The sequence below is a fragment of the Pedobacter jeongneungensis genome, assembly GCF_039538295.1.
Taxonomy (GTDB): Bacteria; Bacteroidota; Bacteroidia; order Sphingobacteriales; family Sphingobacteriaceae; genus Pedobacter; species Pedobacter jeongneungensis.
In genome coordinates this window covers 179,459-196,568 of the sequence record NZ_BAABBY010000004.1, presented here as the reverse complement: position 1 = coordinate 196,568, position 17,110 = coordinate 179,459, and the positions used below count along the sequence as shown (strand labels likewise).

The following is a 17,110-nucleotide window of genomic DNA, read 5'->3' as shown; positions in this document are numbered from 1 at the left end:
CGCACTCAGTTTGCCTCCAGGCGATCAACGATGAATTATCTACGAATAAATAAATGACAAGTGAATCAATGACGAATGAACTAATGAACCCATCAACAACCAAAATCAGGACATTAGAGCCCATTATATTTTATTCCGGTAAGGATGATGAGCTACAGATTTTTTTGAATGAAAAAGAATATGGGGAGCTGATCATAAAATCACTTTCTGATAACCAGCTAAAGGTAAAAGAAGTATTCCTCCAGGAAACGAACGAAAAACTGGAGTGGAAACAGGATTATAAAGGACTTCGAATTTCGGTGCCCGAAGGATTAGAAATTAGCGGAAGCAGTATGGGGCGTGTGTTAAAGGTTACGTTTTAGTCGGAAGTTCTAAGTCGTTAGTATGGAGTTGATTATTGAAAAATGCCCTCCCTGAGCGTAGTCGAAGGATCTTTAAGGATGGAAAATGTAAGATGGATGATGGAAATGAATCTCCAATGATCAATAATCAATGACCAATTAGCAGGTGTTTCAGGAGCTAGCCACGGAGGTGCGGAAACACGGAATATTTAACTCGTTTTGTCATCCTGAGCGGAATCGAAGGATCTTTAAGGATGGAAAATGTAAGATGGATGATGGATTGAATTAGCAATAAACCAATGACTAATGAACTAATGATAAATGAACAAATAACTAATTCCACATTCATGACCATTAAGAAGTTAAGAAATTAAGATTTAAACGATCGATATCACTAATGAACCAATGACTAATGACCAATGAACAATAAACTATCAATCAACTAATTAACCAATAAAACCTTAAACCACTAAACAATGAAAAACAAAAAACAACTTTGCTTTGCCCTGCTTTTAACCATTTCGAGCGGCATTTTAATGAGTAGCTGTAAAAAAGCGCAGGTTTCAGAACCAGAAACCACATCGGCAAAATTAAAAACTTTAGCACTGGGCTCCGGAACCACACCGCCCGGTTTTGTAAGCAACACCAAAAACCTGAACATCGTAATGTTTGTGCCAACTGATAATCCGGCCCTTTCTGATTACAAAACCAGGCTAACTACTCTTTTTGCACATTTTCAGGGCTGGTTCCATACCGAAATGTTAAGATATGGATATGATAAATACATGGGCTTACCTAAAGTAGACTCAACCGGATTGGTACGTTTTATCGAAATCCCCGCACAATTCGGACAATCTGCTTATCCATACGATTCAGGTGTTTCGGCAACTAAAATCCTGAACGAAATTACTGCCTATAAAGCAACACATGCCTCAGAGTTTTCAAATTCGAGCCACACCCTTATCCTCTTGCCTAATAGGACAGATGGCGGCGACCAACCTTTTTATGGCTATGGCAAAAACTGTTTTGCCGTAGATAATGTAAACATGGCCGTTGATAAGATCCCGAATGCAAGCTCCAATTTATTGGGCGGCATGTTACACGAACTTGGTCATGGCTTAAATTTACCACACGATCATGCCAAATATGCTTCAGAACAACCAACTTTAGGTACTTCGTTAATGGGATCCGGGAACGTAACATTTAGTAAAGGTCAGCCAACCTTTTTAACTGAGGTTGACGCAGCTATCCTTAACAGAAATGAGGTTTTTCAAAATCCCTTGCCAACCGAAATCCCTTACGAGGCAGCCACAACTTCTATCAACGCTTTGTTTGCCTATAATTCAGCAACACAAGCTTTCAATGTTTCAGGTTCATTTACCAGTAATAAAGAGGTGAGCGATATCCTGATTTACATGGATCCTGATTTAGGTAGCAGCGATGCTGATTACAACGCTGTAGCCTGGAGGTCAACACCTGCAACTGCTAACACCATTTCTGCAACTATTCCTTTTAGCGAGCTTTATTACAAAAACAACGAGTCTTACAACATCAGGGTAAAGCTGATGTTAAAGAATGGCGGTAATGTAAGCAAAACCTATTCTTTCTCTTTTTTAAATGGGGTGCCGCAGGTAGGCGCAAATGGTTCAGCTAAATTTTACCAGAATGCCAGTTACGGAGGTTATGGCATATCATTACCCGTTGGCCAATATACAACTGCCGATCTGATCAGCCTTGGCATCAGCAATAACGATGTCTCATCTGTTAATGTAGGTTTAGGAGTGAAAGTGATTATGTATGATGGAGATAACTTTACCGGAAGCAGCATCGAGCTAACCTCATCAAGCACCTATGTTTCTACTTTTAATGATAAGGCATCGTCTATAAAAGTAATTGCCCTTTAATTATTATTTTTAATCAGGCTTATGCTAAACGTTTCAAACCTTAAATAAAAATGAGAAAATCACTTTTCGTAAGTCTGTTATTTGTATTGTTTGTTCAGCTATTGTTTGGGCAGACAATACAAAATAATGCATTGGAAAAATTCAGGACAGAAAAATTCGGGCTCTTTCTGCATTGGGGCTTGTATGCCCAAACTGCTGGCGACTGGAAAGGCCACAAAGTAAAAGGGGGCGAACATTTTATGCTTTATGAGCGTATTCCCGTACAGGAATATGGAACAATCGCCAATCAATTTAACCCGATAAAATTTGATGCCGATGCCTGGGTAAAACAAGCGAAAGAAACCGGCATGAAATATATAGTTTTTACGGCCAAACATCACGATGGTTTTGCTATGTACAATTCGGCCTGCAGCGATTACAATATCGTAAAAAGGAGTCCGTTTAAGCGCGATCCGGTAGCCGAACTCGCCAAAGCCTGTAAAAAATACAAACTCACGCTCTGCCTTTATTATTCATTAGGCAGAGATTGGCAGGATCCTGATGTACCTACGAACTGGCCGGTAAAAGCGGGTAGGAGCAATACCTGGGATTATCCTGATGAAGATGCAAAGGTGTTTAACCGTTATTTCGAAAGAAAGGTTAAGCCGCAGATTACAGAACTATTAACCAACTATGGTCCCATTGGGGTACTATGGTTCGATACACCTGAACTGATCAGTAAAAAAGAAAGCGCCGAACTTAAAGCTTTAGTGCATAAACTACAGCCAAACTGTTTGGTAAACAATAGAATTGGAAATGGATATGGCGATTTTTCCATTTCAGAACAATCCTTAACCCCTTCATCAAAACAAGCATGGGAATCATGCCTGACCATCGGACAAAACTGGGCTTATAACCGTCACGATAGCCTTTGGAAATCACCCGAAGTATTAGTACGTCACCTGGTAGAAGTTGTTGCCAATGGCGGTAACCTCTTGTTAAATGTTGGGCCAAAAGGCGATGGGACTTTTCCTGATTGGGCAACCGAAAGGTTAAAAGCACTGGGCAAATGGATGGATGTTAATCACGAAGCCATTTACAATAGTCATCCCTGGATCGCAGTAAAAGAAAATGTTAGTGCTGCTAAAGAAAATCTCTCTATAGAAGAAAGTAAAAATGCCATTAAAGACGCTGTTTTTGATGGTACGCCTAAAAACATTACACCTGATGTGTATTATACAGCAAAAGATAAAGCTGTATATGTTTTTTTAAGAACCTGGTCATCCGCAAATGTAACGCTCCAACAGATCAGTAAAAATAAATTAAGCATTAAAAAGATTGAACTATTGGGCAATAAAAACAAAGTTCGGTGGGCGCTAAGTGATCATGAATTAAAGTTAAACCTGCCTGATGATTTTAAGAAAGAGAATCAGATCCCGGTTTATGTGTTAAAAATAACAACCAATTAAAGAGGCTTTTATATATAGCACTTCTATGGTTTATTTATATAGATGCGGGGATACAACAACAGATGTCATTGTTCTTATACCTGCAAAATCAAAAGCATTGCTGCATCCAGATATTCCGGTGGATAGAAACCATTGAACTATAAAGAAGATTAATACACACAAAATTTAAATATGAAAAATATACTTAAGCCTGCATTGCTTATTGCTGCTCTGGTTGCTGTAAACCATGCAGATGCACAGTGGACGGGACCAAAAAAACAGGCTGCAGAAAAAGTGGAGGTAAAATATGGCACTTTAACGCCGCCTCATCGTACCGATGCCGATATGCAGGCCTTTCGCAGTTATGGTCTGGGGCAGTTTATCCATTGGGGAATTTATTCCATCGCCGGTAACGAGTGGGATGGAGTAAGTGCAAGGGGAGGCGCGGCGGCTTCAGAATGGATCCGTTTATGGGGTGGACCAACTGCACCAAAAGATTGGACCAATACCTACGATAACCTGTACAAACAGTTTAACCCGAAAAATTTCGATGCCAGACGCTGGGCCAAACAGGCAAAAGAGATGGGCGCCAAGTATGTCATTTTTACCACTAAACATCATGATGGTTTTGCACTTTGGCCAACAAAATATTCTGATTACAATATCTCCGCATCTCCATATAAAAAAGATATCGTAAAACAGATTGTAGATGCTTACACCGCCGAAGGCATTGATGTGTACCTCTATTTTTCTGTTCTGGAATGGAATAACCCGAATTACATGGGCAAAGCACCAAAAACCGATGAAGAGAAAGCAAAGTTTGATAAATTTCTGCAATATACCCGCAACCAGCTTGTAGAACTGCTTAATAACTATCCAAAAATTAAAGGTTTCTGGTTCGATGGCACCTGGGATGCCTCATGGAAAAGCGCTTACGGGTTTACCTATAATCTGGAAAAAGAACTTCGTGAGAAACACCCGGGTTTAATTATCGGTTCCCGTTTCCGTAACGATGAGCATGGATCACGCCATTTTGATTCAAACGGAAATATTCTTGGCGATTATGAGCAGGGTTGGGAGCGTAAGTTGCCTGCAGAATTTGAATGGCTAAACGGTAACGATTGGGATGCAGTAATGACCATTCCGCCAAATGGCTGGGGTTACATGAAAGATTGGTCGGGCATTTACACCAAAACCACCGATGATTTATTGGATATGCTGATGCATTCGGTATCAATGAATGGCAATTTTGTGTTAAACTTTGGTCCTGATGGAAATGGAAACATGCATCCCGAAGAAGATAAACTGGCAAAAGAAATCGGGGAATGGGTTAAGCAGAACGCCGAAGCGGTTTATGGCGTCCGTCATGCCGCGTTAACCCCTTCAAAACTGGGTTATTTTACACAAAAGGAGGATAATTTATATTTAACCGTTTTTAACCGTCCTGTAAATGGTATAGTCCGTATTGCGGTACCTAAAAATGCCAGGCAGGTTCCGGGCACAGCCGAACTTTTAACTGGGGCTAAAAATTTAATGCTTAAACAGTCTGATATCGGTTTGGATCTGGATAAGAATACTTATTACGACGTGATACTTCCAAATGATTTTCAACCTAACAGGGCATTTGTAATCAAAATGAAACTGATTGCACCTAAAGCAAAATCGGCGAAGCTGATGGATGCGAAGATGTAGAGGTACAAAGCAATCCTGCAACTAAAGGTTAGGCAAACTAGCGAGCGCATTAAGATTGCTTCGTGCCTCAGCAATAACGATACTTATATAAATTATTAAAACAAGTAGAGGTTAAACCAACCTCAATTATACATTAGAATGAAGATAGATACTTCCAGATTTAGAAAAACACTTTTAACCGCGTTATTTGCCCTTACAGCTGGCTTTGCATCAGCCCAACAACAGGCCAGGATTACCTTACCTTTTAATGCTGATTGGTCGTTTAAAAAAACAAAAGACAGTGCCGCAACAAAGTGGGAAAAAGTAACCCTTCCGCACACCTGGAATGCGGTTGATATGCAAACTTCCAAAAACTTTTACGAAGGCGAAGGCATCTATAAAAAAGATTTCGTTTTTGGAAACGAGTACAAAGATAAACGTCTCTTTTTAAAGTTCGAAGGTGTAGGGCAAACCGCCGAGGTTTATGTAAATAATAAACTGGTGGGCAAACACAAAGGATCTTACAGTGCTTTTTGTTTAGATATCAGCTATGCGGTAAACATCGGCAAAAATAATACCATTATGGTAAAGGCGAATAATACGGCGAAACGTGATATTATTCCCGTAAATCATTTCCTGTTCGGAATTTACGGAGGCATTTATCGTCCGGTTGAACTCATTGCAACAAATAAACTCAACATTACCACTACCGATTATGCTTCGCCGGGGATTTACATCTCACAGAAAAATGTTTCTGAGAAATCGGCCGATATTGGGGTCGAAATTAAAGTAGAAAACAAATTAATCGCCGCAACCGGTGTATCAATCAAAACCACCATTTACGATCAGGCAGGAAAAAGTGTGGTACACCAAACCGATAATTATAATGTAAATACCCAGGGCAGGCAAGATTATATTCAGCAAATGGCTGTTCAAAATCCAATACTTTGGGATGGTTTTAACCATCCATATCTCTACAAAGTAGTTACGCAGCTTATTAAAGATAACCAGGTAATTGATGAGGTTACCCAGCCCCTTGGTATCCGTAAGTTCGAACTGGTAGCCGGAAAAGGCATGATGCTTAATGGAAAGCGTTATAACATGTACGGCGTTTCGAGGCATCAGGACCGGTGGCAATATGGTAACGCGTTAAGTAATGCACAGCATAAGGAAGATCTTGGTATCATTAAAGAAATGGGGGCAACTACCATCCGTTTGGCACACTATCAGCAGGCCGAATACCTTTATTCGCAATGCGACAGTATGGGCTTTATCATTTCAGCCGAAATTCCATTCGTAAATGTGTACACGGGTGAGGAAGGCGAGAATGCGAGGCAGCAGTTAATGGAACTGATTAAACAGAATTACAATCACCCCTCTATTTACCTATGGGGTTTGCATAACGAAGTGTATGGCAAAACGCCAGCCGATTTCCCTGCGGCACTTACCCGCGATTTAAACGACCTGGCCAAACAACTCGATCCATACCGTTATACCGTCACCGTAAGTGGCTACGGCGAAATGGATCGCCCAACCAACCTCAATGCCGATGTGCAGGGCATGAACCGGTATTATGGCTGGTACGAAGGGAAAATTGATGCCTTAGAAAAATGGGCTACAGATCTGGAAACCAGATACCCAAACAATAAAGTTATTTTATCAGAGTACGGTGCCGATGGCAATATTTTGCACCAGCAGGAGCAGGGAGATTTAAAGGATACCTACAATTATACCCTGCCCGATTATCCGGAAACCTACGAAACAAAAACCCACGAAATCCAATGGCCTATAATAGCCAAACACCCCTATATACTGGCTTCATATGTGTGGAATATGTTCGATTTTGCCACCCCCATGTGGAATCGTGGCAGTATGCCCGCCCGTAATATGAAAGGCCTGGTTACCTTCGACCGTAAAATAAAGAAAGATGCTTTTTACTGGTATAAGGCCAACTGGAGCAAAGAACCTGTTTTGTACCTAACCGAAAGGAGGGCAACGATCCGCAAGCACCAGCTTACCGGAGTGGTGGTGTACTCGAATATCGGCGCCCCAAAACTATTGTTAAACGGAAAGAAAGTAAATGCCGAACCTAAACTGGTAGATGGTAATGTATTGTATAAATTCGAAAATATAACCCTTAAAAAGGGTAAAAATACAATTGAAACCACTGCAATAAAAGATGGCAAAACCATAAAAGACAGCATCAGCTGGGATTTTAAATAAAGATTTAAATGTAAGCCCATAGTATTCTCGTTTGATTAGAATGTCTAAAATTTACCATACGCCGTTTAAATAATCAGATTGGTTACCTGATATTTTGCGGCAATTACATTTATTTGATTAGTTAATGATTGCGTAGCGATGGATGTTGCTGCGCAATTTTAGTTTCAATTATAGGTCTGCGCTAATTTTTACAATAAACCAAATAGGATTAGTTTTGATGTATATGAGTTCATTTCCCCCGGTATTTCGGCCCCTGTTATTTACATTTCTGTTTTTATCTGCGTAGGCTAAGTTGGCGATCATCTTTTGGTTCGCCGCATGGTCTTTGGTCCGGCTATATTTATAAGCATCATCATGATGTTTGGTGAAATAAGAAATGGTGGACTGTCGCGCTTACCGGTTTTTTTATTTAAGTTGCCATTAATCAAAGTGTCGGCACTATAGTTCATGCTCTCCCCACTTTTTAAATGCAGTTAGGTACAGGTTCTCGAAATAGTTATTTATTTAGAATGGCCGCCAGTTTTATTTACATCAACCAAATATTTGATTAATTTATAATGCACTTATTCTGCAAAATTAATCCCACCTGTTTTAGCTTCGTCATAAACTTCTTTAAAATCTTGGATATTGTAATAATTTTGTTTTTCAAATTCTCTTTGAAAAACATCTTCATTCAAAGTTTTGAAAAATTGGTAAGTTTGATAATTATCGAGCTGAGCCAGTTTTTCTGCATTATATGCTATTTTCCCTAAAAGTTCCGCTTTTTGAGAAAAGGTAATTTCTGGATTTTCGGTTATAATTTTTTTTAGGTTAATAATCTTAAGTGATAAATTATCTAAAAAATCATGTCTTTTTTTCTCATCGTAAGTTTTAACAAGATTAAATACTTCTTGATGGAAAATTGCTTTCCCATCACATTTATGATTCCATAATATTTTACAAAACTCTTGTTTATCATTTATGTTTTTGGATAATGCAAATGATAATAATTTTTCATCTTTAACATATCCGAAAATTTTTACAAGATCGTTTAAAAATTTATCGTCGTTAAATTTTAACCATGCGAAACTGGCTTTATCGTCGTTGAATAGATACTTATTACGATTGACTATTGTTAAAATGTTTTTCTCTCTTTCTTGAGTAAGTTCTTTTAAATTGTCTTTCCATTGTGATGCTCTGACTTTTGTATTTGCCACTGCATCATAAATCTCAATATCTTTCTTCTCATATTCAGATAGTTCGGGATAGAGTTTTAAATAATCCAAAACCTGCGGAAGAGCATGGAAATCGGTTATGAATTGTTGTTTTTTTGTGATGTAAAGGTATTGTGCATCAGCAGTGTATGGGGCATAAATTAATTTTTTGTTACATTTGTTATCACTATATGTCTCAATTTTTATATATTTATTTTTTGAGTTTTGAACAATATTCCTATCAAAAATTTCTTCAACTTTCTGATTAAATAGTTCTGTGTCTATTTTTTTATAACCATTGTTATTTAGTATCTTAGCCTCTATTAAAACGAGTGCGTTTAGGTCTTTCTCTCCGTAATCATCAAACCCTCCATAAGATTGATCATTACCAGATTTTATTTGCTCAATTAAAATTGGCCTAATATTTAAGTCTATCATACTGTTTATTTTATTGCTGTTCTCCTTTTCTTTACAGGAAAAACTTAAAAAAAATATTGTAATTATTGTAGATATTGTAATTTTCTTTTTCATTTTGTAGTTTTTTAATTATCTCTTTCTCCGGCAATAGTTTTTATTGATGATAATCCAATTTTTTTATTTGCATCATCAATGTTATTGTAATAGCCTGAGTCGACTAGTTTATCAATTTCTTTGATTATATATCCTTTCGGTTTGAAAAAGCCTCTGAATTTTTTATATATTTTAGTTCCATTTTTCTTTTGATAACTAAAGAAAACATTTCCTGAACAATCATATTTTGATACTTTAATCATATTGTTTGTTTTGATTTCCACCAAATAATATATATTTTCCTTCAGGCGTTTTGCTGCATAATAGACCGGTATGGCCATGTATTCCATCTTTATGTTTATAAACTGCGAAGCAGCCATAAATAGGTTCTGGAATGCTTTTTAAATGTAAACCCATAAACAACTACTTGCTTATGGGTTTAAAATTGGCTAACCTTACGGCTTATTCCGGATCTGCACCAGTTGGTGGAGCCTCTTCCTGTAACTTAGCTATGATCTCTTTCATTTTAGGCAGGCCGAAATAATTATGCTGTTCTATTATTTTAATTACTTCAGGATGCGAAACCGAAATATTATATAGTGAAGAGCCTGACTTATTCCATACATCTGATGATGCTAGGGATTTATATTTTTCTATAGCAGGGTTTTCGATATTGGCTATGTTGGCTACAATTTCCGCTTTTTCTACATCAGTGAATTTTTTGGAGGGATCTTCAGTAAAAACTTTATAAGCATCGTCTTTCACATCGCCATCATATAATACATATGCAAAATCTCCTAAAGCATAAATATAACGGTTATCTTTTGCTCTAGTATTATCTTCTATGTATTTTAATAAGCCCTCTCTCATCTGAAATTTATTGTAACTATCTTTAATAAAAATCAAATTTGCAATTAACTCTCCACGTTGAGGGTTTCGATTGTATATGGAATCCAACATCATTTTATTTATTTTTGGCTCTTTGTCATAGCCAAAGTTTTCTAGTAGGGTACCTAAAAAAGATTTATCATTATTTAAAAGCCAGGCCAAACTTGCTTTATCGTTATTAAATAAATATTTGTTTCTATGAATAAGATAAGGTTCTATAATAATTTTATAACTATTATCTTTATTAATCTTTATTATGTACCTTAATGAATGAGGCTCCATAAATAAATGTTCTTTTCTTAGGAGATAATAATTTTCAGTATCAGCAAATCCCTCAAATTCATTTTTTATCAAGAAATTATAATCTTCTTTTTGTTGTCCAAAAAGTGTAATGTAACTATCTGTAACATGTATTTTGTAATGGAGATTTTTCAAATTCTCAATTCCAAATATTTCCTTAATTTTTTCATTAAATACCTCGTCACTTACAGCTTTAAATCCATTGTTTTTTAAACCTTCAAAAATTACAATTGAGGCCAGTTCTAAATCTCTTGAGTTTCTTTCATAAGGATTTTCAATATCCTCATTTTCGTTGCTTGATCTTTTTTGATATTCCAAATGTTGCTTTATTTCTTCTATTATTGTTAGTGGCATATCTTGCTTTTGTATTTCTTCTTTTAGAATAGAATCATTTTGTGTCGGTTTGTTTTTACAGCTGTTTAATGCTAATAACATAATGCAAAAAAACAATCTCTTATTTATTTTCATATTTTGTATTTAAAAATTTAGTTTGATTTATTCTCTTTTTTTGGTGCTGGCTTAATGCCATATTTTTTGTTTACTACTGCAGAGCTTTCATAAATATCACCATCTCTCAATTTGTCCGCATCTTTATTTTCATAATCAGTAGGAATATAGAACCCTTTAAGTACTTTAGTAACTCCATTGTAAGTAAATGATTTTCCATAACTACTAAAGCGAATTGAATCGCCCTGGTTACCGCCAAGCAGAATATACTGCCCATCTTTTGTTTTGCCATATAAAAAACCGGTATGTCCTTTACCTGATCCGTTAGTGGCCTTATAAACTACCAAACAACCGTAAATGGGTTCAGGTATGTTTTTGTATTCATCGTGATTGATAGGAGCAAGGGATCCCGCCGATTTAAGATGACTATATGGTTGATTTTTGTTCTTAGCATTTTTAGTTTTACCAATGCACCAGTTCATATAAGAAGCACACCAAGGACCATTCTCTCCATCAGTTGGGTCTGCGTTATTTTTACAATAAACCAAATAGGATTTAGCTTTTGTGTACATGGGTTCATCTCCCTCATAGCAGCCTTTCATTGCTCTGGCTTCGTTCAGTGCTATTTCCATCCAAGGAGCCCTGTTTCCAATTGTTTTGATTTCAATTTCCTTCCAGTCACACTCGCTTGTTTTAAATATCTTTGAGGTATATTCACTGAAAGCCTTTTGTTTTTGAATATGACTGTCTACAACATTGTTGCCTACCTTTTCAGAGATTTTTTTGGTTTTTGGCGTACCATTACTTTCTGCAATCAACCCCTTCCATTTAAAAAAGGCCATAGAGGTTAGTACTGCTATTTTAATATCTTTCGATACGATATCAGGATTTTTAAGGATATCTGTTTTTTCATATTTTAAAGTATAGGCATTTGCTTTGGTATAATTTTCTCTACCGGTAAGCTGTATGAGGCCTTTGCCCCTAAAATTCCAGCCATCACCTTCCTGGGTATTTCCGACCCTATTATCTACACTTCTGTTTTTATCGGCGTAGGCTAAGTTGGCGATCATCTTTTGATTCGCCGCATGGTCTTTGGTCCGGCCATATTTATAAGCATCATCATGGTGTTTGCTGAAATACGAAAACGGGGGACTGTCTCGCTTACCAGTTTTTTTATTTAAGTTGCCATTAATCAAAGTGTCACGCTACGTATTACTGAGGAGCTACACGTTAGTAATGATTCATCGTCATTATAAAACATAGGAACCCCAAAATTATATGCTTAAGGAATATTATTATTAAGCTTATGGATTACTTTCGTGATAATGCTCGTTGTAAACCTCAATTTGTTTTAATGTTTCATCAATCATGATTTTCAGTTTAGGCAAACCGAAATAATTATTTTTTTTAATCAATTCTACCATTTGGGGTTGTTCTTGTGCAAGGTAATAGAACGTTGATGTAGCATTGTTCCAGATAACCTGATCTTGTTTATACTTTTCAATAAGAGGAATTTCTATATTTGTAAAGTATGCTATTATTTTTGCTTTCTCTAGCTCTGTAAATTTTTTAGAGGGGTCTTCATTATAGATATGATCACGATCTTCTGAATATAAAGAGTCCATAAAGGCACTTAAAGCATATAATAGTCGATTATCTGTTGAGCTTGTGGTTTCTTCAACATATCTCAATAAACCCTCTCTAATCTGTAATTGATTATAGCTGTCTTTAATGAAAAATAACGTAGCAATATATTGGCCTCTTACTGGACCTGTTTGAGTATATTCTTTATAGATAGAATCTAGCACCATTTTATTTATTTTGGGATCTTTATCATATCCATACTTTTCGAGTAGTGCTATTAAAAAAGGTTTATCATTATTTAGTAGCCAGGCCAAACTTGCTTTGTCACTATTAAATAGATATTTATTCCTGTGTACAAGATTGGGCTTAACAATAATTTTATAAGTATTATCTTTACTTATTTTAATAATATCTTCTAAGTACTCAAGTTCTATAATTATATGATTTTTTAGCATCAAATAATAATTTCGAGTATCAATAGAATTATAAAATTCGTTTTTTATCAAGTCTTCATAAGGAAGATTTTGATTTCCATATAAGGAAATATACATATTCGTTGAATGAATTTTATAATTAGAGCTTTTCTTGTTTTCTATTCCGAATATTAATTTAATCCGTTTTAGAAAATCTTCCTCTGTTGTTTTCTTAAAGCCGTTATTTTTCAATCCTTCAAAAATAACTGTTGAAGCCAGTTCTAAATCTTTACTAGTCATTGAATAAGGATTTTCAAACCCTTCTTCTTCAGTATTTACTCTTTTCTGTAATTCAATATGCTCTTTTATTTCCTTAATCTCTTTTATCGGCATGGTTGAAATTTGTGTTTTTTGATTTGTTAGCAAACTATTTTCTCTGTTTTCATTTCTGCAAGCGGTTAAGATGATGCAAAAAGCAATAATTTGAATTGTCTTCATTTTGACTAATTTGATTTGTTCGTTTTTAATTTTGATTTAATGCCATATTTTTTATTTATTTCTGCTACATCAGCATATATATCCTTATCATTTAATTTATCTGCATCTTTAGGTTGATAATCGGCAGGGATATAAAAACCTTCGAATTTTTTAATAATCCCATTATATGTAAATGAAGATCCATAATCACTAAAACGAATAGAATCTCCTTGATTTCCCCCTATAAGGATAAATCGCCCGTTCTTTGTTTTTCCATAAAGAAAGCCTGTATGGCCGCCTGATGCATTTGTCGCTTTATAAACAACCAGGCATCCATAAATGGGGACTGGTATCTTCTTATATTTAGGATTACCTATAGGCACTAAAGAAGATGCTGAATTTGAATGACTATAAGCCTGGTTAGTTTTCGAATTCTTCGTTTTACCAATACACCAATTCATATACGCAGCGCACCATGGTCCTTTTTTAGGATGAGTGGGCTCCTCATAGTTGTCGCAATATTTTAAGTATGCCTTGGCCCTTGCATACATTGGATTATCTTTTTCTAGGCATCCTTTCATTGCTTTTGCCTCATTTAAGGCAATTTCCATCCAAGGTGCACGATTACCTAGAATTTTAATACTAATCTTATTCCAATCACAATCCTTTGTTCTAAATATCCTTGAAGTATAGTCATCAAATGCTTTCTGTTTTTCGGAGTAACTTTTTTTAACTTCATTTCCTACTCCTTTAGAAACAAGTATGTTTATGGAAAAACCATTACTAATAGCAATTAGACCTTTCCATTTGAAAAATGCCATTGATGATAATGTTGCTGCAGTAATGTTTGTCAAAACTAGATCTGGATTGGCTATAATGTCGAAATTTTCTTTTTTTGTATATGCATTTGCATAAACATAGGCATCTCTCCCGGTTAACTGAATTAGTCCCTTTCCTCTAAAGTTCCAACCATCATTCGGTTCTTTATTCCCTAATTGTTTGCCCGTTTCGCCATTTCTTGAATATGCCCAGTTTGCAATTTTTTTCTGGTTTTCTAAATCTACACCAGGCAAGGTTGGTTTCAACTTGGCACGTCCCCATTCTTTTGCTTTTTCTCTCCCTTCTGCAGATTTAAATGTTGCAAACGTATCTATTAAGCTTTCATAATAATAGTTGAAGCTTTCGCCACTTTTTAAATGCAGTTTAGTGCTAGATTCGACTCTGATCTGGGCAAAGAAATGTGCTTTTACCCAGCAGGTGTTCATGCCAAGTTCTGCCATATATTTGTTGTAGGTATTGGCAACTGTTGTGAGTGTTTCATTATCTGCGTCCCCGAATATCTGCTTCAGTTCTGCCGGGGTAATATCCTTATTGCACCTCGGGCAGCTGCCAGTATTGTGCCCTTCCTGTCTTCCAATCCCCACCAGTGCCTTGCCATCATTTGCGGGCACATCATTCTTAAAGGCCATCAGGGTGTTGCTGATGCCAAAAAACTCCATTTCTCCGATCACGGCATAAAAGCGGTGTAGCTTTTCGCTGTAACTTTTTTCCCAGCTTTTGTCCAGTGTGAAATCAAATTCAACTGTACCGTCAGGGTTTAATGGATATTCTTTATGGTGTACAAGGGTATCGTTTCTGAGGTTATCCAGTCCCAGGCGGCTTTCTTTACGGTATATTTTTACCGAGATGTTTTTTGCGCTCAGGTTCCGGGTGCGGATTCGGCATTGCATTTTACTGCCATATAAGGCCTGTATAACTGCTTTACCATTGGTTAAAAATTCAATGCTTACAATTTCTTCACCTGTAACCAGTTTTAGTTTTTGCAGCGGCTGGGGGATATCCCCGTTTAAAATTTCATATTTTTTATCGGCAACATGTACCTTAAAATAAAATTCTGTTCCTGCTTTTAACAGTTTTGAATATTGGGCTGCGTGTGGTACAAAAGGATATTTTGCGGTATCGGGTATCTGGTTTTGGGGCACCTTGAAACCATTGATGACGTGCATGGCCCTGGCATTACCATTACCATCGATATAGCCGTACTCCAGGTTAACGGTAATGCCCTCTGCCGCTTTGAATTTAAGGTAAGCGTGGTTTTTTTCTCCCCAGCCCGTTTTAATTTTTCTGCCACCTTCGGGGTATTCCCATTGTGCGAGGATAAGCGCGGGCTGGGCGACGGTTATCTTAACCGCTACCTTTGCGCCTGGCTGTACCAGATAGGCCTGTACGGTGTATTCGCCTGGTTCTTCAAATTGATGGCTTACCGTCTCACCAGTTTTGGTTTCAAATGCTTCAACAGGCTTTCCTTCATCGTTTTTACAAATCCATTTTACCGCAGCACTTTCTTCGGGCAGGGCAGGTAAAACCTTAAAATGGTCTTTTACGCTAAATATGATCTGTTCTTTTATCCTCGTACTTTCAACAGAGGCAATCACTGATGTAATCCCATTCCTCAGGGCATGGATCTGCTCTGATTGTTTTGGGACACCGTTAAAACAGGCCGATACCACATAAGTGCATTCATCATTACAGATGACCTGGGTAATGTTCCCTGTTGGGGTTAAAAGGGCAGGCACCCCGGTACCACCTGTTTTGGTTACTTCCCAGCTAATGGTACTGATATCGCCGGGTACGGCCAGGCCAGGGAAAAGGCTTTTCAACCTGAATGTCACAGGTACCTGTACCCTGACTTTGGTTTTTCCGTCTACCGTGGTTACCGTTTCGATCGTGTTTTCCTTGATGGTATAAGCCCTGGTTACTTTTTTATCGCCATTTGCCTTTCCATAGGCCTCAATGAGGTATATTCCTGCTTTTTTGAAGGTAATGGTGATGGTTTCGCCGGCATCGCTGCGCAATTGCATGGGCTCGCCGTTTATATCGTAAATTACCCAGTTTACGCCCTGCTTTTCGGCATCGCCGGGCTGTCCGTAAAATTCTGCCCTGAAAGTAACAGGGCTATTGAGCGGTTGCAGTTTGCCATAAGTTAGCGGGGCGATTGACTTTACGGCCGCACCGTCTTCGTCGTTGTTTTTTGCCACCGCACTGGTGTACATAAACTCCTCGGTAAGCAAGGGTCCATCAGCTACCCAGCTGCCTGCACTGGCATTTTCGAGTTCGCGGGGAGTGATATCAAGCTGTTGGCCATGCTGAACAATTTTTATGTTTCCGCCTTTTGCTGTACATATTGCGGTGCTTTTATCGGTTAGCACATAAGCCCCGTTGGGGAGTTCTACTTTTTCGTAATAATCTTTCCATTGCAGTTTGGCCGTACAGGGCACGGGTTTTCCCGGATCTGGTACTTTACACTGGCCAAAGTTGAGGTTGAGCAGTTTATTTTCTAAAGTGGTGGCGATCAGTTTGGTTTCACCGTTATCGTTGATTATGTATTTATTATGGCTGAGTACTTTTAATGGTTTGTAAGAAGGATCGAAAGCCTGATCGCAGGTGCATTTTGCACCATGGCAGGCCAAAATCTCGGTAATTTCTGTATTCGGTGTGGAACGGTCAGGTTCCTGCACGGCAGGCTGGCCTGCTCCCTTTAGGGTATCGGCAGCATCAATAGCTGTGATATTATCTTTAGCATTAACTGGCTCAGGATCTGTGCTCCAATCCATTTTGGTTAAATTTAATTGATGGTTAATCTTAAAAAATTAGATCAGGTAATTTCTTAAAGAACATCAGGCAAAATTTAAACCACAGATTTTGTATTGGAACTGATTATTTAATGTATTA

11 protein-coding genes are annotated in these 17,110 nt (G+C 37.4%); 5 read left to right on the top strand and 6 right to left on the bottom strand.

The window, feature by feature from the left end:
- Positions 1–68 precede the first annotated feature (68 nt).
- The 5 genes from ABD769_RS09125 to ABD769_RS09105 all read left to right on the top strand — a co-directional run bounded on the left by ABD769_RS09125 (position 69) and on the right by ABD769_RS09105 (position 7,566).
- Positions 69–362 (top strand): alpha-L-fucosidase C-terminal domain-containing protein, encoded by a 294-nt coding sequence (locus tag ABD769_RS09125; RefSeq protein WP_344851116.1) that lies wholly within the window; start codon positions 69–71, stop codon positions 360–362.
- A gap of 455 nt (positions 363–817) precedes the next feature.
- Positions 818–2,245 (top strand): hypothetical protein, encoded by a 1,428-nt coding sequence (locus tag ABD769_RS09120; protein WP_344851115.1) that lies wholly within the window; start codon positions 818–820, stop codon positions 2,243–2,245.
- A 50-nt stretch (positions 2,246–2,295) separates the two neighbouring features.
- Positions 2,296–3,693, top strand: coding sequence for an alpha-L-fucosidase (locus tag ABD769_RS09115; protein WP_344851114.1), 1,398 nt, complete (start codon positions 2,296–2,298; stop codon positions 3,691–3,693).
- A gap of 171 nt (positions 3,694–3,864) precedes the next feature.
- A complete protein-coding gene (locus ABD769_RS09110) occupies positions 3,865–5,364 on the top strand; it encodes an alpha-L-fucosidase (RefSeq protein WP_344851113.1) in 1,500 nt (499 codons plus the stop codon).
- A gap of 138 nt (positions 5,365–5,502) precedes the next feature.
- Complete coding sequence (locus ABD769_RS09105; RefSeq protein ID WP_344851111.1) at positions 5,503–7,566, top strand: glycoside hydrolase family 2 protein; 2,064 nt, start codon at positions 5,503–5,505, stop codon at positions 7,564–7,566.
- Between the two features lie 563 nt (positions 7,567–8,129).
- On the opposite strand, the gene ABD769_RS09100 is transcribed toward ABD769_RS09105, so the two are convergent.
- The 6 genes from ABD769_RS09100 to ABD769_RS09075 all read right to left on the bottom strand — a co-directional run bounded on the left by ABD769_RS09100 (position 8,130) and on the right by ABD769_RS09075 (position 16,992).
- Positions 8,130–9,290, bottom strand: coding sequence for a hypothetical protein (locus ABD769_RS09100; RefSeq protein WP_344851110.1), 1,161 nt, complete (start codon positions 9,288–9,290; stop codon positions 8,130–8,132).
- Between the two features lie 11 nt (positions 9,291–9,301).
- Positions 9,302–9,610 (bottom strand): hypothetical protein, encoded by a 309-nt coding sequence (locus ABD769_RS09095; RefSeq protein WP_344851109.1) that lies wholly within the window; start codon positions 9,608–9,610, stop codon positions 9,302–9,304.
- 121 nt (positions 9,611–9,731) lie between these two features.
- Positions 9,732–10,925 (bottom strand): hypothetical protein, encoded by a 1,194-nt coding sequence (locus ABD769_RS09090; RefSeq protein ID WP_344851108.1) that lies wholly within the window; start codon positions 10,923–10,925, stop codon positions 9,732–9,734.
- Positions 10,926–10,942: 17 nt separating this feature from the next.
- A complete protein-coding gene (locus tag ABD769_RS09085) occupies positions 10,943–11,974 on the bottom strand; it encodes a TIGR02594 family protein (protein WP_344851107.1) in 1,032 nt (343 codons plus the stop codon).
- A gap of 234 nt (positions 11,975–12,208) precedes the next feature.
- A complete protein-coding gene (locus ABD769_RS09080; protein WP_344851106.1) occupies positions 12,209–13,399 on the bottom strand; it encodes a hypothetical protein in 1,191 nt (396 codons plus the stop codon).
- 5 nt (positions 13,400–13,404) lie between these two features.
- Positions 13,405–16,992, bottom strand: a complete 3,588-nt coding sequence (locus tag ABD769_RS09075) for a PAAR-like protein (RefSeq protein ID WP_344851105.1) — start codon at positions 16,990–16,992, stop codon at positions 13,405–13,407.
- Positions 16,993–17,110 lie beyond the last annotated feature (118 nt).

Excerpts from the sequence above, each read along its gene's own strand:
- ABD769_RS09080 (WP_344851106.1), bottom strand. The coding sequence starts at position 13,399 with ATGAAGACAATTCAAATTATTGCTTTTTGCATCATCTTAACCGCTTGC.
- ABD769_RS09090 (WP_344851108.1), bottom strand. The coding sequence starts at position 10,925 with ATGAAAATAAATAAGAGATTGTTTTTTTGCATTATGTTATTAGCATTA.
- ABD769_RS09075 (WP_344851105.1), bottom strand. The coding sequence starts at position 16,992 with ATGGATTGGAGCACAGATCCTGAGCCAGTTAATGCTAAAGATAATATC.
- ABD769_RS09105 (WP_344851111.1), top strand. The coding sequence starts at position 5,503 with ATGAAGATAGATACTTCCAGATTTAGAAAAACACTTTTAACCGCGTTA.
- ABD769_RS09115 (WP_344851114.1), top strand. The coding sequence starts at position 2,296 with ATGAGAAAATCACTTTTCGTAAGTCTGTTATTTGTATTGTTTGTTCAG.
- ABD769_RS09125 (WP_344851116.1), top strand. The coding sequence starts at position 69 with ATGACGAATGAACTAATGAACCCATCAACAACCAAAATCAGGACATTA.
- ABD769_RS09085 (WP_344851107.1), bottom strand. The coding sequence starts at position 11,974 with ATGATCGCCAACTTAGCCTACGCCGATAAAAACAGAAGTGTAGATAAT.
- ABD769_RS09110 (WP_344851113.1), top strand. The coding sequence starts at position 3,865 with ATGAAAAATATACTTAAGCCTGCATTGCTTATTGCTGCTCTGGTTGCT.
- ABD769_RS09120 (WP_344851115.1), top strand. The coding sequence starts at position 818 with ATGAAAAACAAAAAACAACTTTGCTTTGCCCTGCTTTTAACCATTTCG.
- ABD769_RS09100 (WP_344851110.1), bottom strand. The coding sequence starts at position 9,290 with ATGAAAAAGAAAATTACAATATCTACAATAATTACAATATTTTTTTTA.
- ABD769_RS09095 (WP_344851109.1), bottom strand. The coding sequence starts at position 9,610 with ATGGCCATACCGGTCTATTATGCAGCAAAACGCCTGAAGGAAAATATA.